A 24341-nucleotide genomic window follows, 5' to 3' on the forward strand; every position below is an offset into this window, starting at 1 on the left:
CTGGAAAGCGGGTGCAAAAGTACTCGCTTTTCGGATATACTCCAAATATATTCCACTGTTTTTTTGAAGTTTTTTGGAAGATATATGCTAACTAGCTGAATCATAACGATGTTACAGAACATATTTTTTCAACAGCGGGAGAAAAGGACAAAGGAAGCGAGGGAAAGGATACATTATTATATTCATGCGTGCGTATGTGTGTGCGAAGGGGAAAAAGAAGGAAGCGGGCAGGACGGATACACACAGAAGTTTTTCGCACTTTCCTCTATCACCTATCACCTGTAATCATAAGCGTCCCTGTTCATCGGGGTTTAAGGCATGGTGATAGGTTGCTGTCAACCTATCACCACACCTGTCACCTATCACCCGACGGAAGACGATGAAGGGGAACAATAAACAATAGATATACAGGATATTAACAGACTAAATACGGGATAGGAATAACCAATATATAGGATATTAATAATTCACATATAGGATATTAACAACCTACGTACAGGGTGTTAATACTCAATACATAGGCTATTAATGACTAAGAAGACAGGCAGTAATGACTGAAAAGCAAGTATCAAGAGCCGAAAGAGAGCGGTAGAACAGACAGTTTCAAGTAACAGAAAATGTTGTTTCACCACAGGAAACTAGAAGTTCAAGCAAATGAAACTAAAGGTTCAAGCAGGGGAAACTAAAGTTTCAGGCAGATGAAACTAGAGTTTCAAGCGGGGGAAACTAAAGTTCATTGTGGTTTAATGTTTTTAGTTGACCACTTTAAAGCTTATTTTCAAAGTCGGTTGACTCAGTTAATACTTAATTTTTATTACAAGTTGACGCTCTTTTTCGCTATTTGCTATTAAGGTTGACTTTAAAAAATATCAAACAATAGCGAGGAGATTATCTTAGGATATGATTCCTCTCTCCCTGCGGTTGTGTAGGACATTCTTTGTGGGTCAATGCAAAGTTAGTGGAGGTTGTAAATTAAACTGTGTCAACAAAGGGAATGAATAAAATATTAACTTTGCAAACACAGTTTATTTATGAGCGAAGAATTTGATTTTGAAAGTATCAAGAACAAGGCCATCGAACAGCTAAAAGCCGGTAAGCCCTTGTTGGGAAAGGATGGAGCGTTTGCTCCCTTATTGGAGAGTATTTTAAATGCGGCCCTTGAAGGCGAGATGGATGCCCATCTCTCCGATGAAGAGCGTATGAGTGGCAATCGTCGTAACGGAAAGATGCGGAAGCAGGTACAGACTTCCATGGGTGAAGTGACCGTATCTACTCCGCGTGACCGCAATGCCACGTTTGAGCCTCAATTTATAAAGAAGCGTGAGACCATTCTTGCCGAGGGTGTTGCAGACCGCATCATCGGGCTTTATGCTTTGGGAAACAGCACACGTGAGATAAGCGACTGGATGGAAGAGAATCTGGGTAACCGTGTATCTGCCGAGACAATCAGTTCCATCACCGACCGTGTACTTCCGGAGATAAAGGCATGGCGTTCCCGGAGTCTGGACCCGGTTTATCCGATAGTCTGGCTCGACGCCATTCATTACAAGGTAATGGATGACAGAGGTTGTGCCGTCAGCCGTGCGATCTACAATGTCCTGGCTATAGACAAGGAAGGACGTAAGGACTTACTTGGCATGTATATCTCTAAAAATGAGGGCGCAAACTTCTGGCTGAATGTGTTGACCGATTTACAGAACCGTGGCGTGCGTGACATCCTCATAGCTTGTGTCGACGGTTTGAAAGGCTTCCCCGATGCCATCCAAAGCGTGTTCCCCAATACCGTCGTCCAACTCTGTATCGTCCATCAGATACGCAATTCCGTCAAGTATGTCGGCAGCAAACATCAAAAAGAGTTCATGAAAGACCTGAGACGTGTCTATGGCGCTGTAAGCAAGGAAGCCGCGGAAACAGAGCTTCTTAATCTGGATGAGAAATGGGGTGAGAAATATCCGATTGTCATCAGGTCATGGCAGGACAACTGGGAAAGGCTTGCTGAATACTTCCAGTTTACACCGGATATACGCCGCATGATATATACCACCAATACTGTCGAGGGCTATCATCGCCAAGTACGGAAAGTTACAAAAAACAAGGGCGTATTCCCTAATGATACCGCCCTTGAGAAGCTTGTCTACCTCGCTTACCGCAACATACGCAAGAAATGGACCATGCCCATTGCTAATTGGGCGGCCATCGCTGGGCAATTAGCGATAAAGTTTGGAGATAGATTTAAATTATTGTAATTTTACGCTCGTCGGGACGGGTGGTCCCGCCCCTTGGCGCTGGCCGCTCCCCGACCGATGAGTTTGAAAGGAAAATAGAGCATGACACAGTTTATTTTACGCCCCCAAGTTAGTGATATTTCCCTAAGTTGCAACCTCTTTGATGGCTTTCTCGCGGTAACTGATCCATCTTTTTTTTATTTCTCCAACCTGCTTGCCCGCCTCTGTCGGCGTCATTCCATCCAGACTCATGTGAGGCCGTTCGTTGTTGTAGAAGTCTATGGCGGCTTCGACAGCAGCTTTCACCCCGTGGATGCTGAAAAATTCCATATCCTTGAGCAGTTCGTTTTTGATGGTATTGTTTACCCTCTCGGCCACAGCGTTGTCCTTCGGATCCCCAGTTTCAGTCATGCTGATCTTGATGCCGAGGCTCTTCAAGCGACCGGTGTATTCGTAGCTGGCGTATTGCACGCCACGGTCAGAATGATGGATGAGAGAGTCTTTCAGGACTTTGACATCCTTTATACGTCTCAGGGCCATCTCCAGAGCCTCCATCGGGTATAGAGTTTCCAATGTTGCGCCAACGCTGTAACCGACAATCTCCTTGCTGTAACAATCTGTAACCAGTGACAGATAGCAGAAATCATATAGACCCTTTTCCGGTACAGTCCAGAATGGTATATAGGTAATATCGCTTACCCATAACTGGTTGGAGGACTCAGGGATGAGCCGTCGCGTCAGGTCGGGATAGGTAGGATAGGCATGATCGGAGTTCGTGGTGCGGGCGCGGCGATTCTTCTTGCGTACCTTGAGGTTGTACTTCTCGACGATGTCGTAGAAATGATTGTAGCCCACACCGTGATCCTTACCAAACTTCTTGTTGTACATCTCCCATAGCTTGCCCCCGCCTATACCGGGATCTTTACCGCGGATTTCCCTGATATACTCCACGCAGAAAGCCTCTTCGGCCAGTCTGGACATCAGGGTGTCCACATGTTTGTAATAGGCTTGTTTGCTCTTACCAAGCAGTCCACACAGCGACGTCACAGGATAAACCCTGACATCGCGTGTGTGAAGCCTGCTGACTACTTGGTGCCAGCTTTTTTTAAGTCAATGCCATATACTTCCTTACCGAAGTTGACCATCTCTTCATAGAAGTCGGCACGCAGCTTCTCTGTTGCCAGTCGCTTCTTTAATAATGCCACTTCCTGCTTGAGCTTGTCATAATCTGCCGGAGTGACATCCTTGCTTTGTTTCTTCATCTCTTCAGCGATTTGGGGATTACAGGACTCAAAGGTACGAAGAACTCGATAGAAAGAAGAACGGGAAAGACCTGTTTCCTGAAAAATATCCGCTTTTGATTTTTTGTTGACATAATACATCTCATAGATGTGATGATGCATTTTCACCCGCTCCAAGGCAGATGACAGACGTAATGTTTGATCCTTTTCCATAATTGGGATTTTAGGAGTCAACCTTTTTTAAAACAAGACACATACGCAGGAAACAATTGGCGAAAAGCAGGATGGCAAAGAAAAGTGTGTAAGGATAAGTAAAGCAAGGCATAAGGATGAGCGAGGGAAAGGTGTAGGATACACCGCATCTGCAACCATCCTACACCACTATCCTACACACTATTAATATACTAATATTCAACAACATAAGGTGCAATTGGTGTAGGATGACAGATGATTTGTCCATTCAAACTCATAGAGAGGAGAATACAATGTATTATTTATCGAGGAATACTCAAAAAAATAGATGGCGAGAACTGGGTACCGTTTATTAATGCAATACACCATCAAAAGAGCAGGCACACTCAAGCTTCCACAATCCACTTTTCAATATTGCGGGTTTCCGCACTGAAGTTTATCCCGATTTGAAAGAGCTTCCGTCCATCCGTAGCGAAAGGAAGGGCGTAATGCTTATCCTTTATCTGTCGCAAAGCCTCTTCAGCACTCCCATTCAATTTAAATTCCATGATATAAATGAATTTATCCGTCTGCAAGACAAGGTCTATGCGACCTTCGCTCGTATGATATTCCACTTTGGTATAGAAGCCGACCAGCTTAAATACGATGAAAAGGACATTCTCATAATGTAATTCCTGGTCGCGAATCACCTCGTAGGTGGTATCGGCAAAGAAACTCTGCAGGCGGCGGAAGAAAGAATCATAATCACCGGAACGTACTTCACGGACAAACTTCTGAATCTCAAAAGGGGACTCCACCTTATTGACATTCGCATAATAAGGAAGCAGAAAACGGACAAAACCCTCTTCCACTTCACGGTTCGGGAAACCCAAACGGTAGATTCCAAATTCTTCATCATATCCCTTGATGGTAAGATATCCGCTTTGATAAATCACAGGAATGGGATTGGTGGATTCCGAATCTATGCTGTTCAGCACTTGGGCATCTGTCTCCTCGTGTGCCATACGTTCCAAATCATAATGATGCTTTTTCAGCAGACTCACCAGATAAGTAGGCGTGCCCGTTTCAAACCAGTAACTACCGAACTCCTTGTACTTGAAAGCATTGAGAAGGCTGAAAGGATTGTACATACCGATTGAATTGTGTGTAAAATGATAGCCATCATAACATTCTTTCAATTCCGCACAGAGTTTATCATACGTCACGCCACGTACATCAGCAAATTCATGAAGCTCAGCATCTAAAGTATCACGAAGTTCACGGTCACTGACACCGCAAAGCTCAACATAATCCTTTCGCATCGATATATCATCCAGATTATTCAAGTCACTGAAAACACTGACTTTACCAAATTTCGTCACACCGGTAAGAAATGCGAACTTGATGCAACCATCCTTCGTTTTCAGAGCTCCGTAAAACGGTTTTAAGGTATTCCGGAATTGCGCTTGCAACTCCTCGTTACCGATAGCCTGCAACATAGGCTTATCATATTCATCTACAAGAATGACTACACGTTGTCCGGTCTTTTCACAAGCACGCTGAATGATACCGGCAAAACGCAGGGAGAAAGAAGTCTCGGACGGACGAGTTCCGTACAGGCTCTCCCAATATTCCAAATTATCATTCAATATTTTATCCAGACTATCCGGAGTGTCGTATTTCTCTATATTGAGATCCAGATGCAAGATGGGATATTTTATCCAGTCTTTTTCCAGCTTTTCTACCGCCAACCCCGCAAAAAGCTCCTTCTTACCTTGAAAGTATGCTTCCAGGGTGGAGATGAGCAGACTCTTTCCAAAACGTCGCGGGCGACTCAGAAAGTAATAACGCCCGGTTTTTACCATCTTATACATTAATGCCGTCTTATCAATATAAAAATAGCCATCCTGACGAAGACTTTCAAAGTTCTGAATACCGATCGGATAAATTTTATTGCTCATACTCTCTTCTTTATTATAACAAAGAAACCTTTCTTGCAAAGATATATATTTTAAATAGAATTCTCTATCCTGGCAAGTTAAAAGATTCGGTTACTCAATCATAGAGAAGAATATTCTTTAAAATATCGAGACAGATACTAAAAATATAAGTAACGCAAAAAGCTATTCTTCTATCTCCCAAGTATCAGTCCTGAATGAAGAAACAGGTATGCCATAACGACTGTAAAGTGTCCCTTTCTCATAATTTCGAAAACAATAGCGGACTGCCACAGGAAAAGGAACTTTGTCACAACTCACCTCCAGACGTCCTGTGTATTTTTCAATTTGTGCAGTAGCGGGATAAAAGACACGATCATCTCCAGCCACTTGCACACCTGAGAAAGTAGCCCCCAACGGTGCAAGTCCTTCGATACCGCAATCAAAAGTAAGGTATGCTTTACCTTCACTCACTTCCATTGATTGGCAAACAGGCGTGTCCGGCACAAATCCCCCGAACCCGTAACTGCCGGAAAGAGCCAGCAACGCCAACCGCTCCCCCACTCTACGTTTCCGAGCCGGATGAATACAGCCACGATCTCCAATATCCATCGTTACCACCATATTGCAGTTCGGAATCTCTTTTAGGTTTTGCAACTGAGCCTCACGTAGCAAGGCACTCCCGACCAGTTCTTCACCTTCGTATGCGAAAGGAGCGATCTGCACATAATAAAACGGTAACTCACCTTGCCCCCACTTCTCACGCAACATCTTGGCAAAGGCTGGATGTAACTTACGATATAAACCGGGATTTTTGCGGTTGGATTCACCCTGATACCACAGAAATCCTTTGATGGTATACCGTTCGGCAGGAGCAATCATAGCATTGTAAAGCATACAAGGCTGATATTTCGGATGTTCAATAAATGCTGTATCGTCAAGAAAAGCAAGATCGAAGGTGTCGAAAGAAGTTAACGTCTCACGGTTCATCCAAGCTTGAATAGCCGTTCCACCCCACGAGGAAATGATAATGCCGACAGGCACATCAAGTACTTCCTGAAGATAGTTTGCAAAGAAATAAGCGGTTGCGCTGGTTTCCGCAACTACCTCCGGAGTGTTTTTCAACCAACGTGCCTGACACTCTTTCTGTGGCGTCCGCGCCCCTTCCTGCCCAATAGTACAAATCCGTATAGGCCGTGAGGGACGGGCATGAGCAATCATATCCACCGCTTCATCAATAGGTTGGTTGGCTTTTCCTTTTAACGGCATTTCCATATTCGACTGACCGGCACAAAACCACACTTCACCAATAAGGATATCATGAAGTGTCAATGTTTCTTCCTCATTCAAGCCCGTTTCACGTTCGCTAAAACGGATGGAATAAGGACCACCGGCTACTGGTGTTTGTAGCTTCACACGCCATACACCCGTCGCATCGGTACGGGCTGTGTACGTTTTCTTATCCCAAGAGGGACAGATAAATACCGTTTCGCCCAATGACGCCACACCCCAAATTTGTACCTCTGTCTGCTGTTGCAAAACCATATTATCGGTAAAGAGGGAAGATAAAACGACTTTAGCAGGTACGTTTATCACACCCAATATCATTCCTATAAAAATAAATATCCTTCGCATCATTTGATCGTATAATTTTTCTTTTCCTTTCCTATGCCTTTCAAGGTAATTGATTTCCAAGCGTCAGGAAGCGTTCCTTTTCCGGCAACAATCCCTTTATCCGTAATATCCAGTCCGCCAAATCCCATCAATACCGACTGCAACACACCGCCAGCCCCTGTCAGGAAATAGGGATTCGTACCACCGTCAAATTCGGCTATCACCCGGAATGGCGGATTCAGATTGGGACAGTAGGAATCCCTAAAATAATGCCATGCACGTTCACGATCTCCCAATCGAGTAAACAAAATGGAGTAAATGGACTTCGACATGGCTGGTGTTTTCTTTCTCGGAACAGTCTGAAGATAGTATTCGAGATCTTTTCGGATTTGCTCTTTATCCGTAACAAGCTTTAAAGGGAAAGCCAACAGGCAAACATCGGCCTGCTTCGTTATAGCTCCGTCATACGTATCATGTTCTGCCGTTACTCCATTGGCCAGTTGCCGGAAACGGAGTTTTCCCGCAACAGTCGCCCACATCGGGTCCGATTTCATATTCAGCAGTTTGGCAGCTTTGCAGGCAGCTTCCAAAGTAGATTTTGCGATACCGTTTGTATAAGCATTATTATTCACATTCTTTCCCCCTTGAGGATTCTGATTCCATTCATCCGCTCCAATCACATTCCTGATTTCATACTCTCCTGCTTCATTCGGTTCCGAACGGCTCACCCAATAATCGGCAGCGGCACTAATGATGGGAAATCCCTTTTGGCGAAGCCATTCCAAATCCTGCACCACAGAATAATATTGCCAGGTTGCCATAGCCACATCCCCTGTAATATGATTTTCGAAAGGACCATAGATGTTGGTTACCGTATTATCCTCGTTTCCCTTATCACTACTTTCCCATGGATACATTGCTCCTTTGTAACCGTGCATAAAAGCATTATGCTTGGCTGCGTCCAGACGTTGATAACGATACTCTATCATTGATTCCGCCAATTCGGGATGAAGAAGTAACAAAGCCGGAAAAATCCACATATCAGCATCCCAAAACACGTGTCCGTTATAGCCAAAGCCCGAAAGTCCCATCGGAGAACAGGATAATCCCGATCCTTCACGCACAAAAGCATACGTATGATAAAGCATACTGTGAATATCTTGTTGCGACTGGAGATCGCCTTCAATCACTATATCACTTTCCCAAAGTTTATCCCATGCAGCCTCGTGCTTACTCCATAACCGTTCGACACCTTCTACCGCAGCAAATGCCGTCAGCCGTTCCACCTCATTTCTGACATCGGCATGAGTGACAGAGGAAAGCGTCGTCCCTATAATCGAAAAAGTATAAGGTTGACCTGCCTGTAAACGGACCGTAAACTCTTGCGTATGTACCCCGACTCCCCGTGCACTTCGATGACAGACTTCCGGACGAGGAAAGGAGTCATCGAAGACAAACGACGAACAAGCCCCGATTTCAAATTCCCGGACCGGAGATTTTACTACTGACGTGCAGAGGTCAATCGCTGTCTTTCCATTGAAAATCCGGTTGTAATATTCCTGCGGATTACGCAGTGACTCATGTACCGTCATTATATTCGCTACGGATACTTCTATGTTTTCTTTCGGAATGATCTGCACACGCAACAAACATGAATAAGGCAAATGACGCAATGATGTATATTGATATTCAACACGGGCCAGTGATTTATAATCAAATTCTCCACAAAACACTCCCCGACGCATATCCAAAGTCTGTTTGTAACCGGATATCTGGGAAGCCCTCACCGTAGAGCCGTTTATCTGCAATTCCGTATCAAGCATATTGATGCCATGCAGGAAATTGTTGACTCTCCCTTTACCATAGATATCATAAACTCCTCCCAACACGACGCGGGAAATCTTCAAAGGTTCGGGAGAAGAGACTAACCCCAACATTCCATTAGCTACAGTTATTCCATAATAGGATTGGGGGGCAATTTGTTCTGCAGTAATTTTCCAGGCATCTTGTGCGGACAGACCAATAACAGGCCACAACCCGCCCAACAGCAGGAATATTAAAAAGTTCCTTTTTCTCATTTTATCTGTATTTATAAGCTTCTTATGAATGCATAGCCAGTCTTTTCTCATCGGAGCAAGGCAAAGCCCGCTCCGACGAAAAAAGAAACACGCTAACTAAAAGTCTGTATGGATAAAAAAACTAATACATATATCCGTTCTTACTTGGATTACCGCCCATCTGCGACCACGCATTAGCCGCATAGCCGGTTGCCGCTCCTTCAACAGCGAATAGGGTCGGTTTTCCGTCCAGCATACCGGTCACATAGATAACACCATCTGAAGAGATGGTCGGAGAAGACTTCAATTCTGTACCCAATTGAAGTGAAGCTATCGCCTGTCCGGTACTTGGTTCGAGTTTCACAAGTGAGCCTTTATCCGTATCATTATAATAAATGTATCCTTCATTATCTATAGCCGGAACACCATAAGCAGTACCTGCTACTGCCGTTTCCCAAAGGATGGAGCCGGTAGAAGAAATCGCACTTATATATTGGTCCGTAGCAACGTACACCACTCCCTTAGCATCGACTACCAAGCCATAACCAGTTTGTTTGTTACTTCCTTTGACAGCCGTATACCACTCAGGCGTAGGCACCTCCCCTTTGATCGTCTTCTTTGTATCATAACAATAAACCAACGCTTGCGTATCAGTTGTCGGCAATTTAGCTCCCAGGTTGTGGCAAAGGACATAGACTTTTCCATCTGCGCCAACAGCTAACTGACTTCCATTAGGCTGATCGCTTGGAGCATAGTCCTGTTCATTGGTCGATTTATCCCAACTACCACCATTCGGGAAAAATATATGAGTACCGTATGAACGACCTCCACTCTGACCAGTATTGACAAGTATCCTGCCATCTTTCAATCCGACACAGCCACCGTAGGTTCCGGAAGATGTTTTTTCGGCATACTTCAAACTACCGGATGTCTTATCATAAATACGAAAATGCTTACCATCGGTACTTGGAGCTGAATTTGTCAAAATCATCACGTATCGGTCTGTAACCACCGGAGCACCGAATGGACGCATACTCGACTTAGCCCCAATCGGAGTAAACCATTTCTGCGCACCTCCATCCGCACCACCTGCAATAGCATAAAGACTGGCCGACTTATATTTGTCTGGAGCAGAAGTGTTATCCCCGACAGCCACATAAACCGTTCCATCAGAGTCAACAGAAGGAGTCGGATGCTGATAGGAAGAACCTCTATTAGGTTCATTATTCTGTCCGCAATCAAATTTCCAAAGTTGGTCACCAGACTTAGAGAAACAAACCAGATTGTAATTACTGGATGAAACATAAACATACTGCCCGTCCGAACTTGTTGCCGGCGAAGTATGTATAACCGTTCCCTGCTCATCATACGGATGTGACCACAACACACCAAGACTACCGGCACTCTTGGCTACCTCTACTGTAACCGTTTTGGTATCTTTCCGTTTCTTATTATCCGTTACAGTCAGTGAAACGTTAATTTTCCCATGCGAGCCAAAAGTTATTTTCGGGTTTTCTTCCGTTGAAAGAATAGCCCCGAACGTCCACTCTCTCGCAACAATCTCACGTCCTTCCACTACTTTCGACTGGTCGGTAAATGTGATTTCCTCACCTGCCACAATCTGTTCGGGCGACCAGCTAAAATCGGCAATGGGACGGATACCGTCATCTATTATCTTTATTGTCTTTTCAAAAACCGACTTGATAGCTCCACGATCTGACGTAACAGTCAAGCGAAACAAGTATTCCCCTCCTTCATTCACATAAAACGGCGCAGGAGAAGCCAGGTCATACATCACCTTACCCATAAACTCCCATTTGCAGACTGCAATCTGGGCGTTTCCGGCTGTCGAGGTATTCGTAAGAGTTATCTGGTCGCCAATCTCATAAGATTCTTTGTCTGTGGTAAATCCGGCCTGTACCCAAGATTCATCATCAGGAGCACAGCCTGTCAACAAACAGATTGCAGCGACTACTACATATAATATTCTTTTCATTGCGTTTCTGTAATTTTAATATGAACAATTCATCACTTTACATATTCCAATTTGCCGACGATAGGATAATGATCGGAGATATAGGTGATTTTTTCGTAGACTTTATCTATCGTTTCAAACTTCAAAGGCTTGAAACCGGTACAGAATATATGGTCTACGATATAAGGAGTAGCTGTTCCGAATCCTGTATATGAGTGTTTCGAGTCGGTGACCGGAGCCGACAAGCGTACGTTAGTCATAAACTTTTTAACTCCGTCAAAAATATTACTGTCAATCTGTTTATTAAAGTCAGCTGTCAACAACATCGGCAAGTTTTCGGGATTCAGTTCCGACATTTTACTTATAATCACTTCCATCGACTTGACCGGTGCCACTTTAGACTCCACATCAATATGAGTGTTAATAAAGAAGAATCTCTTACCGGAAGCAAGGTGTTTGAAAACTGCCCATGTGGCAACACGGGGAACGGTGCTGTCCCACCCCTGAGAAGCCGCAACATCCGGTGTCTCGGAAAGCCAGAAACACCCCCAATCGATCAACTCAACTGCTTTTTTCCGATAAAAGATAGGAACAAATTCATCCGTGTTGGAATTATTGTTACGACGCCCCTTGCCTATATATGCATAGTCTTTCCAATTATCTTCCAACCATTTCAGTTGTGGAGGACGAGCTTCCTGTACGCCTATCACTGTCGGCCTTTGTTCGGCAATCATCGGTATGAAAGCAGCTTTACGGACATCCCAAGCTTTATCCTCCTTATCATTGGCATTATAATAACGTATATTGAACGACATAATCTTAATCTGATTGTCATTCAAAGACGGATCTTCTTCTTTGACCGTTTCAGGGTCTCTATAAAACTCGGAATAATCGGGGGCGGTATTACTACATCCGCCTAATGCTATAAAATAAATAGCAACCACAGGCAATATTTGGCTAAATTTCATCATAGTAAATCTTTTATTATTTTAATTCCAATTCGGATTTTGTGAAAGTTTATATCCGGCACTTTCATAGTCACGGATTACTTGTGCCGGGATAGGATAGAGATATTGACGGTCGTCACTATACCAGATGCGGTTTCCCGTACCGGGATTGTATTGCAAATCATAACCACCGGCAGGAGCCGTAGTAACGTAGAGTCCTGTTTCATTTTTCACGTTGACCGTTTTACAGTCTTTATTAGACGACTGTGTACCGTTGTCGGTAAAATAACAATCTGGAGTACCATCACCATTCAAGTCAATATCCGTATTCAATGCTGTGATGTGCATCCCCGTCCAAGGAAGTTGTTCAATCAACTCACCGCATTTCCAACGACGTAGATCATTAAATCTCATTCCTTCCGCTACCAATTCTATAGCACGCTCACGACGGATTTCCAACAATACAGGATCTGCGACATCCGGATAGAACGTTTGCTGTAAATAGGTATCTGCGGTTGTAGGCAGTTTTTCCGTTCCGCCTGTGATCCCTGCACGCCGACGCAAAGCACCGATAGTATTGTTCCAATCAGTATCGGTAAGTTTACCCAGTTCGGCCTGTGCTTCGGCATAGTTGAGCAAGACTTCGGCATACCGCAGCAACGGAATACTGTTGTTATTCTTTTCATTATTATCATACTTAGTATCATCAAGCGAATACTTTATCACATGATAACCGGTCAGGCAAACGGTCATATCGGCTACAGTCGCTTTTCCATCCCGTTTGAAACCCAATCCACGAACCGTCTGAGCCAACCGCAAGTCACGGTCTTTCATTTCTGCAGCAAAGCTTTTAGTTTCATAACCGGTTCCGGAAGTGAACGGAGTACCGTCCAAATTCAGATATGTATTGACAAACGGGCGAACCAGGCTCCAACCTTTACCATACGAAAGAGAGTTATACCAGTAGTTTTGGGTTCCGTAGATACCCGATGCACTATTGGCACATACCGCCAAAATGATTTCCGATGTTATCGGGGTCTCCAAGTAAAATAAATCACGGTAAGCTCCTTTAGTACCTGTCGCCATATTCAATGATAGTCCGCTATTATCCATCACCAGCTTGGCAGCACCGGCAGCCTGCGCGTAGAGTTCTTCCGCAGTAATTTCGAGCCCTGTGAGTTTATGATAACGACGAAAAGCGGCTTCGAACAGACATACACGGGATTTGAGTGCGGCGGCTGCCCACTTAGTCAACGTAGAACTGTTGACGGAAGAAGTTGCCTGAATATGTTCATAAGCAAAATCCAAGTCTTCAATCATGTTCCGGATAATAACGTCGCGGCTATCACGTTCTTTATACATGATATCATACTGATAGGACTGGATTTCACTACCAAACCAAGGAACTTCTCCGTATTGGGTCAACTTATTGTAATAGAACCAAGCACGGAACCAACGGGCAATACCCAAATAATTATCACGGGTAGCAGCGTCTACCGTACATTCCTTTGAATGACAGCCGTCAATAAAATAATTGATGTTCCGAAGCGTACCCCAACTCCAACTGGTAGCTGTCTCCGCATTATATGCATTCTGCTGTACAAATACATCTGTCTGCCGGACAGCAGCAATATCACACATTTCGTCTTGATTGTAACCCGTAGAGAGTGTTGGTAATGCCCGGTAGAAAGAATAGGCATAGAGACGCAACCCCGACTCGCTACCGAAAATCATAGCTTTGTCAGCCTCCACCTGCATCGTCTCGGTCAAGTCACAACTTCCCAATAATAGCGTAGCACAGAGAAGTAGGATAGTACGTATATTACTTATTTTTTTCATATCTTCTTTATTTCCATTTAGTAAGTGATAGATATTCCTAAACTGAGATTCCGCATCGTCGGATAGTTAAAACCATCCCCCTTTGATCCGGAGGTAAGGTCGGTATCCGATCCTTTCGTAACAACCGTCACATCATAATCTTTCGTGTGGCGATAGAGTGGAGACCACGACCATAAATTTTCACCCGAAAAGTAAACGGAAACTTTAGAGAAACCTGCTTTTGCGATCCACTTCCTTGGCAGGTTATAACCGAACTGCAGATTTTTAAGCCGGAAATAAGATACATCCTGCAAGTAGCGTGTATTAGCCGTACCTTTATACAACGGATTATAATAGCCCGAATAGCGAGGTAAATAGGCATCCGGCCGATCTTTTGTCCAATAATTGTTCAAATGCCATAACGGAACCTGATTGTAAGGGCGGTTGTATTGTCCCCAGAAAGAACTCTCACCGCTGGGATACCAATTTTGTTTCCCCACACCATCAAACATGGCTGACAAGAAGAAATTATTCCAGTCGGCACTGAGCGAGATTGTGTATATGTAACGAGGTTCAGTGTTCCCTATAACCTTCCGGTCCCCCGGCGAGTCTACCGTATTAGCCCCATTATCAATAGTGCCTGTATTATTCAAGTCTTCGAAGCGCATATCACCCAGATAAGTGATGTAATTGACAGATGTCTGCATCAGATTGTTTTTGTAGCCCTTTCCGTCAAAGGCTGCATCAATTTCTTCCTGAGACTGGAACAAGCCATTACAAACAAAGCCCCAAATTTCACCGATACGTTGGCCAACATAGTAATCATCGAGGTCACGTTTTGGATTATTGTATTTATCTATCACCGAATGATAGTCGGCAAGGGTTGCCTTAACACCGAAACTGAATGGTTTGCCCGCTAAACGGAACGAATCATTATACCCCAATGAAATTTCATAGCCGTAGGTACTCATATCGGCATAGTTTCCTTTGGGTGATGACGCTCCGAACGTATCGGGAAGCGTCGGACCCACCGTATACATATTAACAGTCTTACGTACATAATAATCGGCGGACAGCGTAATCTTGTTGTTCCAAAATCCTAAGTCAATACCTGCGTCTATGGTTCGTGAAGTCTCCCAACCGATATTATCTGGGATTTGATCCGGATTGAGCGTATAACGTAGTTGTGCCTTACCGTCCAGGTAACGTCCCTCACTCGAAGAGCCGGTAGTAGAATAAGTCTTCAATGTGAACTTTTCCAGATAAGAATACGGTTTCACATTGCTATTCCCTAATGCACCATAAGAGACACGCAGTTTTCCATTGGAAACAATATCAGGATTTACTTTCCAGAACTTTTCTTCCGAAAAACGCCATGCTGCCGAAGCCGAAGGGAAAAATCCCCATTGCGAGTTGTTGGGAAACTTCGACGAGCCGTCGTAACGTCCGTTCACCTCGAATAGATAACGGTTATCATAAGAATAGTTCAACCGGAAAAATGCCCCGGCATATCGCCAACGGTTACCATCACTTTTTATAGACATATTGTCTCCCATAGCAAAGTTGATATTTTCCACATCAGGCATTAACAATCCATTCCGCTCCGAAGAGATTGCTTTATAATCCTGTTGTTCATAGTTATATCCGGCCAAAGCTTTCAAATAATGTTTGCCTGCAAATGTATTCTCATATTCAGCATACACATTGGTGGATATATAAGTGGTCTGTTGCACTTTCTCCGACATTTCATCATCGGTCTCCGGTGTTCCCAAATACTTAATTACCCCTTCATAATCGCTATACGGGACAGCGGTTGTTTTCTTATCCTCTATAAAATCTTTTGTACGAAAAGAAAAGTCACCCGTAAACCGCAATTTATTGTCCAGCAGCGTTACGTTCAGGGTAGTTGTATTCTTTAAAGTTTTCGTCGTACGCTTTATCCAGTTGTCCCCCGTCACTAATCCGCCAACAGAACGCGCTCCGGAATGGGTTAAAGTTCCGTCAGGATTAAAAATCGGCTCGGACGGATGCCCTTCCATATTGATACCTTTCCATACCAGACCTTCATTCTGCCCGATGTACCCTAACGGTTGAGAATATTTGTCATGAGTATAATCTATATTATTAGAAATTTTCAACCAGTCGAATACTTGTGCACTGACTTTGGTACGCATATTCATTGTACGGTAGGTGTCCGAGTTATAATTGAACAGACCATCGTAATCGTACAAACGGGCGGAAGTGTAGTAACTGATTTTTCCATTAGAACCACTAATGGATACGTTATGTGACTGAGCAAATGTGTGGTCTTTATAAAGCGCATCATAATAATCTTCATTTCCATAATATGTGTACTTTCCGTCAGGTCCCACTGCTGTCTGCAATGTGTTACCCGCTAATTTCCTCTGCCGGAAAGTTTCCAGCCATTCTTTTGAAAAAGGCTGCGACTTATTAATACTGGTAGGTTCTATCCCGCGATAATTAAATTCTGCCTCACGGAACAGATATGCCCAAACATAACCATCGTCGACCACATCCGGCACTGCATACGGAGTTTCATAAGAAAAGTTTCCCGTATAATTGATAGTGAACTTATCTTTTTGCTTCGAGGGATCTTTTGTTGTAATCAGGACAACACCATACGGGGCACGTGAACCGTAAATGGCTGCCGAAGCCGCATCTTTCAATACGGACACACTTTCTATATCATTCGGGTTTAGCATGGCCGGATCGCCTTCTACACCGTCTATCAAGACCAGTGCGCTGCCACCTGCTCCGATGGATGTCACACCACGAATATTATACGAAGCGGACTGATTAGGCTTACCGTCGGCAAGCGAAATATTCAGATTAGGGACAGCTCCTTGCAACATCTGTGTGACATTAGCCACCGGACGATTTTCAAATACATCTGATGATACATTCTCTACCGCACCTGTCAGGTTTATCTTTTTTTGCGTACTAAACCCAACCACAACCACCTCATCCAGTGCCTGCGTATCATCTTTCAACGTGATTATCAAGTTGCTCCGATTCTTCACACTGACATCTTGTGTTTGATAACCGATATAGGAAATTTCCAATATTGCATCCGGTGATACTTCCAACGAGAATCTTGCATCCAAATCGGTTGCCGTTCCGTTGGAACTTCCCTTTTCTTTCACTGTGGCACCAATAATGGGTTCACCGTTCATATCATTCACAATACCTGTAATCCGATGTTTTTTATTGTCTTTTGAAGTATTCTGACGGGATTGTCCTTTCTGAACTATTATATTTTTACCCTTTATCTCATAGACAACATTTTGTCCGTACAAAATCTGATCAACAGCTTCATTCAACTGTTTTGCCTCTACACTCACAATCCTTCGGGTATCCAGATCACCGACCTTATATACGAAAGAATATCCGCTCTTATTTTTCAATTGAGTCATCGCCTCCTTCACCGAAACGTTATTCATTTTCAATGAAATAGCTTGGGCCAGCATTGCTACGTTAAGGCAAAAGAGAGCCACGACCATTAATATGGCCTTCTTCCTGTAATTCATAAAATAAACAAATTATTTAATTAAAACTCGAATAACCCGTTTTAAAAGAGATGTATTTTGCTAACTTTGCACCATCTCTCTTGAAAACATATTCACACTTGAAAGTTGTTGAAAAGGAGATTCAGGGGCCGGAAGATGTTCGAGATCTTCCGGTTTTTTATATTTTCTCTCCTTTCATTTCGATAAAGACTATTCAGTATTATTTTCTTTACTCATATTCTTAAATTTACAAGGTTAAACAATCATAGTATTATAAATCTCTGGTAACCGGTTAATAGATAGTTATATTGCGCTCTTCAATTTTATATTGTATTTTCTCTGTAGATGCTAACGCATCCAATACTTCCTGAATGCCTTGCTCCCGACGGACGAAGTTACCGTAGAACCGGAATTTATTTAATGAATCATTAGCTATGTGGATATTCACATTGTAGCTACGTTCCAATTCTTTCACAATATCCGGTAAGAGTTCTTCATCAAAAAACAGATAACCGTCCGTCCATTGCGAAGCATTGGAAGCCGTTACCGACTCTACTTTCATAAGCCCGTTCGACTTATCTAACACGGCTCTTTCATTAGGGACAAGATAAGTTTCCTTCTCACTTTTCAGTAAGTTATTCAACGCTACCCTGCCTTCCAGCAAAGAAACGACAACTTCATGATCTTCAGAATAATTGCGGAAATTGAATTTTGTGCCTAATACTTGCAACTGTAAATCTCTGGTCTTAACGGAAAAAGGCAGTTTCTCATTCCGCCGGACTTCAAAATATCCTTCGCCTTCTAATTCTACTTTACGGTTATCTACCCCGAAGCCTTGTGAATAGATTATTCGTGAACCTGCATTCAGCCATACCAATGTACCATCAGGCAAATAAAGTTTGGTCTTCGATCCTAAAGGAGCTTCTACGGATATATCTGCAAAAGTGTCTTTTACATTCACTCCTCCCTGCCAATATGAGAAGCATCCTACTGCAAGTATGACTGCGATAATCGCGGCATAACGCCACAACGTCGACAAACGGAATTCCCGGCGAGGAGCTTTCTCTACTTGCTTCCGGCTCCCGATACGATTCCTAAATGTATCGAATGCCTTGTCTTTATTGTATTTCGACGCGGCTTCACGGCTCACGGCAGAGAACCAGACTTCCCGTTGCCGAATAAAATAATCCTCATTTTCAGGTGATGCAGCTATCCATGCTTTCAGTTCGGCTAAAGCATTTTTGTCCAAACCTTCGGTCAGATAGGTTGCAATCAATTCATCAATATGTTTCTTTTCTTCTTCCATTTTTCTGCATTCTATAAAGGAGACAGTAGATTTTTAATTGAGGGTAGTCAAAATATGACCTTTTTCGTTTTTACCCGAAAAAAAATAAAAGTAGAGTAATCAGATATTTACTCAGATTCTTTTGTAAAGATGCTAATGCATTCTTTATATGATACTTAACCGTATTGACAGAGATACCCAACTCTTGAGAAATTTCTTCGTATGATTTTCCTTCAAAACGACTCTTATCGAATACGCGACGACACTCGTCCGGCAATTTATCAATGGCTTTATATATTTCCTCTTCCAGTTCACGTTCCAACAATGTTCCCAACGGATGCGAATCGGATATCATCATTTTATCGTCTGTTATCTCATCGGGCATTAGAGATGAAAACGAAATCTCACGCTTTTCCCATTCTGAATTAAGATAGTTAATACAACGGTTACGGACGGCTCTCAACAAATAGCTACGGATGGAAACGGAAATCTCCAGCGTTTCACGAATCTCCCATAAATGAAAAATTGTATCCCCAACGATGGTTTCCGCAAGAAAGTGATCTTTTACATAGCCATTTGCGACATGACACAGCAGGGCATAATGACGGTCATAGATGTATTGATAGGCATCTTCATTGCCTGTCTTCAACTGCTCCACTATTAAAGTTTCAGTATGCTCCATAAATGTATTAGTCAAGTTAATGGCACAAATTTAGAGAATTTGTTGCAAACGACCTAATTATCTATATTGATATATCTGCCGGACACTTCAACTAGAAAAATAAAGAAAAAAATTATCTCCGAATAACTATATATGGAATAAAAAGTTATTTTTGCACCGTTCTTTAATTTTATCTTAATCTAATATTATGTACAAGATTTTCACGGCTTTCATTTAGTGGAAGCTTATCAGGATTTGAAAAAAGCCAAACGGTTGGCAAAAAACCGGACGGTAACCCGATGCATAAAGTTAACCGTGGCTATTACTCTCTCCCTTATTTTATGGTTCCTCCCTATTGATACATTTGGAATAGAAGGATTAACCGTCATAGAACAAAGACTTATTTCCATCTTTATTTTTGCCACACTGATGTGGGTATTCGAAGCTATCCCCGCATGGACAACCTCCGTATTGATTGTTGTATTACTATTACTTACCGTTTCAGACAGTAGCTTATGGTTCCTCACGCAAAATATTTCAGCTGATGAGTTAGGGCAGACAGTCAAATATAAGTCCATTATGCACTGCTTTGCCGATCCTATCATTATGTTATTTATAGGTGGGTTCATACTTGCCATCGCAGCAACTAAAAGCGGACTGGACGTATTGTTAGCACGTGTCATGCTGCGACCTTTCGGAACACAGTCACGCTATGTACTATTAGGATTCATTATCGCTTTCATCCGGCATTATTTGTTTCTATTTGCAACACATAACAACCAGAGATAAAATAATGTTTATTCTCTCCCATATACTATTCCATATCATCAGTTGTCGAAGAAGACACCTCTTTCCCCACTTCTGCATACTTACTTGGACTTACATCATAATACCTCTTAAATACTTCACGGAAGTATTTGACATCCGAGAATCCAACAATATCAGCAACCTCCGTTATCGTATGTCCACCCTGTTTTAGCAATTGTGCAGCATGTTGCAAACGTATCATCCGGATATAATCAGCCGGGGCATAACCGGTCAATACCTTTAATTTATTGTAGAAACTCGTACGGCTCATATGATGCTGACTGCTAAGCATCTCCACATTAAAGTCCGAATCCCCCATGTTCTTCTCGATACATTCCTTAACTGAAGCTATAAATTTCCAATCCAAGGTATTAGAGCAATTAGCTGGCAAATCCTCTTCTTCATCTTCAATACTATTATAAACATGACGAAGCAAAGCGCGATTCGCAAGTATGTTTTTTATAGTAACCTTGAGTATTCCCACACTAAAAGGTTTGGTGATATAAGCATCTGCTCCTATTCCCAGTCCTCCGAGTATATCTTTCTCATCCCCTAGTGCAGTCAGCAAAATAACTGGAATATGAGACATCTCAATATCAGTCTTTATAGTTGAACATAGTTTATCCCCACTCATCTCCGGCATCATTATATCAGATATGACAAGATCCGGATTAAATTCCCGTATAATGACAAGTGCGTCCTTTCCATTAGAACAAGACTGAACGTTATAACTAGCAGTAAGCATACCAACAAGATAATTGCGCAATTCATCATTATCTTCTACCACTAAAACACGTTGTGAAGATTTATTCATCTGTGAAGATTTCATGGTAGGCAAGTTCGAGACCTCACCCGACATGATAGTTTCCGGACATTCATCCATCTTTTTAGGAGAAACGAATTTAGCTTTACGAAAATGTTTATTTCCTTTCGGAAACATTATCCGCACACAAGTTCCTTGCTGCTCGGCACTTTGAATTTGGATCTTTCCCTTATGCAACCGGACCAGTTTATATACCAGCATAAGCCCGATTCCACTGCCCGTCACTTTCAGATTGACAACATTACTGCCCCTGAAATAGTTCTTAAACAAGTTCTTTTGCTCACATGAAGGAATACCAATTCCCGTATCTTTTACCTCAATGCTCCAAGTGGTCCCTTCCTCAGAAGCATAAATACACACGCTACCGTTTTCCGGTGTGTATTTCAATGCATTGGATAAAATATTTTTCAGAATAGACCCCATCTTATCACTATCAAACCATACATTCAGATAGTTAAAGTTGCTTTCATAAACAAATCTGATATGTTTCATTTCGGCATATTTGCGGAAAGTGGCACAAACATTATTCATATAGGAGTTCAACTCATATTCAGAGACGTAAAGGGTAGAAGAGTAAACATCAATTCGCTCAAAGTTTATCAGATTGGTCGTCAGTTGAAGCAATGTATCCACATTTCTAAGAGCCATATTCATATGTGGCAACGCTTTTTCAGCCACCAAATGATTTTCTACAACTTCCTCCAACGGTGCTTTTATCAATGTAAGCGGTGTACGTATGTCGTGGGCCGTATTAACAAAGAACCGTGTCTTCTCATCCGATATCTTCTTTTGTTTGTGCAACATGATAATACGGAATATGATAATCATAACCAGCACCAACAGAATTGCATACCCCACCATGGCCCACACACTAGCCCATACCGGAGGCGTAATAATAATCTGAATACTCCTCGTCTCATAAGTTTTATATTTCTCCTCATTAGATATGGCACGAATCTGTAACGTATAAGTGCCGGGAGGCAAATTCCTGACAAGAATTCGATTATCATAGCTCGGACGGCTCCATTCTTTATGATAACCGTCAATTTTCCATGAGTAAAGAATATTGGAAGGATAATCATAATTGATAGAAGCTACATCAAGGGAGAATGTGTTTTGTCCGTAGGCTAATTCCAACCGGTCAGTTTCATCAATATCCTGCTTCAAAGGAGATCCATCATCACCCGGATATACAGGATGATAGGCTATCATAAAGTCACGTAGTAATAAACGCGAATAACGGGGCTCCGGTATCTGTATATCTGTCGAAAAACTAACAGCACCATCATTACCTCCAAAAACAAGCGTACTATTACTATAAGCAGTAGCAGAGCCTGCATTAAAATTAACACTCATCAATCCTTGCTCCCGCGTCCAGTTGCGAAAAGAATGTTCCTCGGGAGAATAGATCGTAATGCCGTTCTCCGTCCCCATCAAGAGTTTACCGTCCTGACGTGGAAGAATCGTATAAATATTGTCGGAAATCAACGCGCAATTGTCAGTTCGGTACTGATGCACAAATTTTCCTTTATTGCTATCATAAACCAGAAGTCCAGCTCCACGAGTGCCAATGTACAAAATGCCGTCTTCTCTTTGACATAATGCACATATATAAAGAGATTCAATGGGCAGGTCAATGTACTGATAAATTCCAGATTGCTTATCAAGCTGATAGAGCCCCATTCTTGTACCAATCCACATCCGCCGGACATCCTTCTCCAAAATGGTAGTAATGGAGCTTATTCCTGAATACAAACGCACACTTTTACTCTCAAGATTGATGCGTTTCAAATGATAATATCCACCGGACCAAATATCACCGTTCGAATCTTTTTTAATATCAAAAATATATTGGTCAGGACGTATTCCCGCAATAGAAGCAGGAGAAAAACAACTTATTTTAAACCCCTTTTTTTCTATCTTATAAATATTGGAGGTAAAACCACCAGCCCATATCACACCTGGAGAGACCTCACAGAGTGCTAAAAAGATATGATTCTCATCTTCCATGACCGGATCAAACGAACTTACAAAAGAGCGCCATTCTTTTGTTTTAGTCTGATAGAGACTGATACCATTACTGGTTGCGAACCAAAGATCACCGTCACTATCCTCCATCACGTCATGTACTTGATCGTTCACCAAAGACCGGTTGTTGCCGAGGGAATGTTTTATAAGGTCATAACTCTGATAACGATTATTACGGATTGTGATACCTGTGGGATAATTGGCAAGCCAAATACGTTCTTCTTCATCCACATAAATGTCATTGATATTGTTTCCATTCATCCCATTATAGCTACTATAATCAGCCGTTATATAGGGTTCACTCATGGCTGTATTCACATCCAGTTTGTATACTCCTTTTCCACCTGTAGCTATCAGGAGTTCATGAGCGTTCAAAGCTACAATTTGGTTAACCTCTACATTATTGGGGGATTGACAAGGAATGATTTTTCCTGTTCCAACCATGTCGTACATAAGTATTCCCTCTTTGTAAGTTCCCACAAACAGCTGTTGTGAAACGGCATGATAATAAAGCTCATGTACAGGTGCAGCAATACCTTTCACTACTTCATCAGCAACCAGCTTCAGTTCGTCCCCTTCTACTCTAACACGAAACAAACCGCTTCCCGTACCGATAAAGAACTGGTGACTATCCGTCTGTTCAATAGCAGTTATTTCCTCATGAACCGGCATTGACAAATGTAGTGTTTTTCCTGTACGGATATCATACCAAGTAAGGACGTCTTTATAACATAGCCAGATATGGTCATTCCTATCCAAATAGCCGTAATTAAGAAACGCCTGCGACTTATTTTTAATCAGCTCCGGATGTACATATGTCAAGTCGAATTTATCATGTTTCGAATCATACTTGAAAATCCGCCCTTTTTGACCAATCACCCATAAGACATCCCTTCTATCCATATAAAGCCAACTCAAGGCAATCCGCGAATCCAACTTCATGCTATCGTCTGAAAAGGTGTAATGCTTGATATGTTTGCCATCGTAACGGTCGACCCCTTCTTGGGTCAAAAACCACATATATCCTCTTCGGTCTTTCTGGATATGGTATATTTTCTGATTATTCAAACCATCTTCCAGTCCTATGTACTTATAAATCTGCCCTTTGCTTACAGTAGCATTAATGAAAAGGAGTATAAACAACAAAAGCCTTTTCATTTTTACAAAACGATTCATATCTTCACAAATATTCAAAAAATACCCTGCAAAAATATGAAAAATTTAA

General features: G+C 42.4%; 12 protein-coding genes and 2 pseudogenes. 2 read left to right on the forward strand and 12 right to left on the reverse strand.

All coding sequences use genetic code 11. The features are described from left to right. Positions 1–1031 precede the first annotated feature (1031 nt). Complete coding sequence (locus ACNOGP_RS20690; RefSeq protein WP_121765586.1) at positions 1032–2246, forward strand: IS256 family transposase; 1215 nt, start codon at positions 1032–1034, stop codon at positions 2244–2246. Between the two features lie 123 nt (positions 2247–2369). Here ACNOGP_RS20690 and ACNOGP_RS20695 read toward each other — a convergent pair. From ACNOGP_RS20695 to ACNOGP_RS20745, 11 genes and pseudogenes are all read right to left on the reverse strand, one after another. Further along, positions 2370–3278: pseudogene (locus ACNOGP_RS20695) on the reverse strand (IS3 family transposase); the annotation flags it as partial. Between the two features lie 32 nt (positions 3279–3310). Further along, positions 3311–3679 carry a hypothetical protein gene (locus ACNOGP_RS20700; RefSeq protein ID WP_418213607.1) on the reverse strand — a complete coding sequence of 123 codons (369 nt, stop codon included), beginning with the start codon at positions 3677–3679 and terminating at the stop codon, positions 3311–3313. Positions 3680–4044: 365 nt separating this feature from the next. Then, complete coding sequence (locus ACNOGP_RS20705) at positions 4045–5598, reverse strand: ATP-binding protein (RefSeq protein ID WP_418213608.1); 1554 nt, start codon at positions 5596–5598, stop codon at positions 4045–4047. A 162-nt stretch (positions 5599–5760) separates the two neighbouring features. Continuing rightward, positions 5761–7209, reverse strand: coding sequence for a sialate O-acetylesterase (locus ACNOGP_RS20710; protein ID WP_418214785.1), 1449 nt, complete (start codon positions 7207–7209; stop codon positions 5761–5763). After that, the gene (locus ACNOGP_RS20715) at positions 7209–9266 is read right to left on the reverse strand and encodes a glycoside hydrolase family 65 protein (RefSeq protein ID WP_418213609.1); all 2058 of its coding nucleotides are present in this window, start codon (positions 9264–9266) and stop codon (positions 7209–7211) included. Before ACNOGP_RS20715 ends, ACNOGP_RS20710 begins: the two co-directional genes overlap by 1 nt. A 121-nt stretch (positions 9267–9387) precedes the next feature. Then, positions 9388–11241, reverse strand: coding sequence for a PQQ-binding-like beta-propeller repeat protein (locus tag ACNOGP_RS20720; protein WP_418213610.1), 1854 nt, complete (start codon positions 11239–11241; stop codon positions 9388–9390). Positions 11242–11273: 32 nt separating this feature from the next. Beyond that, a complete protein-coding gene (locus ACNOGP_RS20725) occupies positions 11274–12191 on the reverse strand; it encodes an endonuclease/exonuclease/phosphatase family protein (protein WP_418213611.1) in 918 nt (305 codons plus the stop codon). A gap of 18 nt (positions 12192–12209) precedes the next feature. Then, positions 12210–14006 (reverse strand): RagB/SusD family nutrient uptake outer membrane protein, encoded by a 1797-nt coding sequence (locus tag ACNOGP_RS20730; protein ID WP_418213612.1) that lies wholly within the window; start codon positions 14004–14006, stop codon positions 12210–12212. Between the two features lie 17 nt (positions 14007–14023). Continuing rightward, positions 14024–17506, reverse strand: coding sequence for a TonB-dependent receptor (locus ACNOGP_RS20735; protein WP_418214786.1), 3483 nt, complete (start codon positions 17504–17506; stop codon positions 14024–14026). Positions 17507–17804: 298 nt separating this feature from the next. Continuing rightward, entirely contained in the window at positions 17805–18818 is a 1014-nt protein-coding gene (locus ACNOGP_RS20740) for a FecR family protein (protein ID WP_418213613.1), read from the reverse strand. Positions 18819–18888: 70 nt separating this feature from the next. Further along, positions 18889–19479, reverse strand: a complete 591-nt coding sequence (locus ACNOGP_RS20745) for an RNA polymerase sigma-70 factor (protein ID WP_143868720.1) — start codon at positions 19477–19479, stop codon at positions 18889–18891. Positions 19480–19695: 216 nt separating this feature from the next. On the opposite strand from ACNOGP_RS20745, the pseudogene ACNOGP_RS20750 reads away from it, so the two are divergent. Next, positions 19696–20229 (forward strand): annotated as a pseudogene (locus ACNOGP_RS20750) (anion permease); the annotation flags it as partial. 43 nt (positions 20230–20272) lie between these two features. Here the strand turns inward: ACNOGP_RS20750 and ACNOGP_RS20755 are convergent. Next, positions 20273–24292, reverse strand: a complete 4020-nt coding sequence (locus ACNOGP_RS20755; protein ID WP_418213614.1) for a hybrid sensor histidine kinase/response regulator transcription factor — start codon at positions 24290–24292, stop codon at positions 20273–20275. Positions 24293–24341 lie beyond the last annotated feature (49 nt).

Origin of the sequence: Bacteroides difficilis (genome assembly GCF_048319815.1) — a bacterium.
Lineage (GTDB): Bacteria > Bacteroidota > Bacteroidia > Bacteroidales > Bacteroidaceae > Bacteroides > Bacteroides zhangwenhongii.

Coding starts and splice junctions, on each gene's coding strand:
- ACNOGP_RS20730 (WP_418213612.1), bottom strand. CDS start 14,006: ATGAAAAAAATAAGTAATATACGTACTATCCTACTTCTCTGTGCTACG.
- ACNOGP_RS20715 (WP_418213609.1), bottom strand. CDS start 9,266: ATGAGAAAAAGGAACTTTTTAATATTCCTGCTGTTGGGCGGGTTGTGG.
- ACNOGP_RS20705 (WP_418213608.1), bottom strand. CDS start 5,598: ATGAGCAATAAAATTTATCCGATCGGTATTCAGAACTTTGAAAGTCTT.
- ACNOGP_RS20740 (WP_418213613.1), bottom strand. CDS start 18,818: ATGGAAGAAGAAAAGAAACATATTGATGAATTGATTGCAACCTATCTG.
- ACNOGP_RS20745 (WP_143868720.1), bottom strand. CDS start 19,479: ATGGAGCATACTGAAACTTTAATAGTGGAGCAGTTGAAGACAGGCAAT.
- ACNOGP_RS20720 (WP_418213610.1), bottom strand. CDS start 11,241: ATGAAAAGAATATTATATGTAGTAGTCGCTGCAATCTGTTTGTTGACA.
- ACNOGP_RS20690 (WP_121765586.1), top strand. CDS start 1,032: ATGAGCGAAGAATTTGATTTTGAAAGTATCAAGAACAAGGCCATCGAA.
- ACNOGP_RS20700 (WP_418213607.1), bottom strand. CDS start 3,679: ATGGAAAAGGATCAAACATTACGTCTGTCATCTGCCTTGGAGCGGGTG.
- ACNOGP_RS20755 (WP_418213614.1), bottom strand. CDS start 24,292: ATGAATCGTTTTGTAAAAATGAAAAGGCTTTTGTTGTTTATACTCCTT.
- ACNOGP_RS20710 (WP_418214785.1), bottom strand. CDS start 7,209: ATGCGAAGGATATTTATTTTTATAGGAATGATATTGGGTGTGATAAAC.
- ACNOGP_RS20725 (WP_418213611.1), bottom strand. CDS start 12,191: ATGATGAAATTTAGCCAAATATTGCCTGTGGTTGCTATTTATTTTATA.
- ACNOGP_RS20735 (WP_418214786.1), bottom strand. CDS start 17,506: ATGGTCGTGGCTCTCTTTTGCCTTAACGTAGCAATGCTGGCCCAAGCT.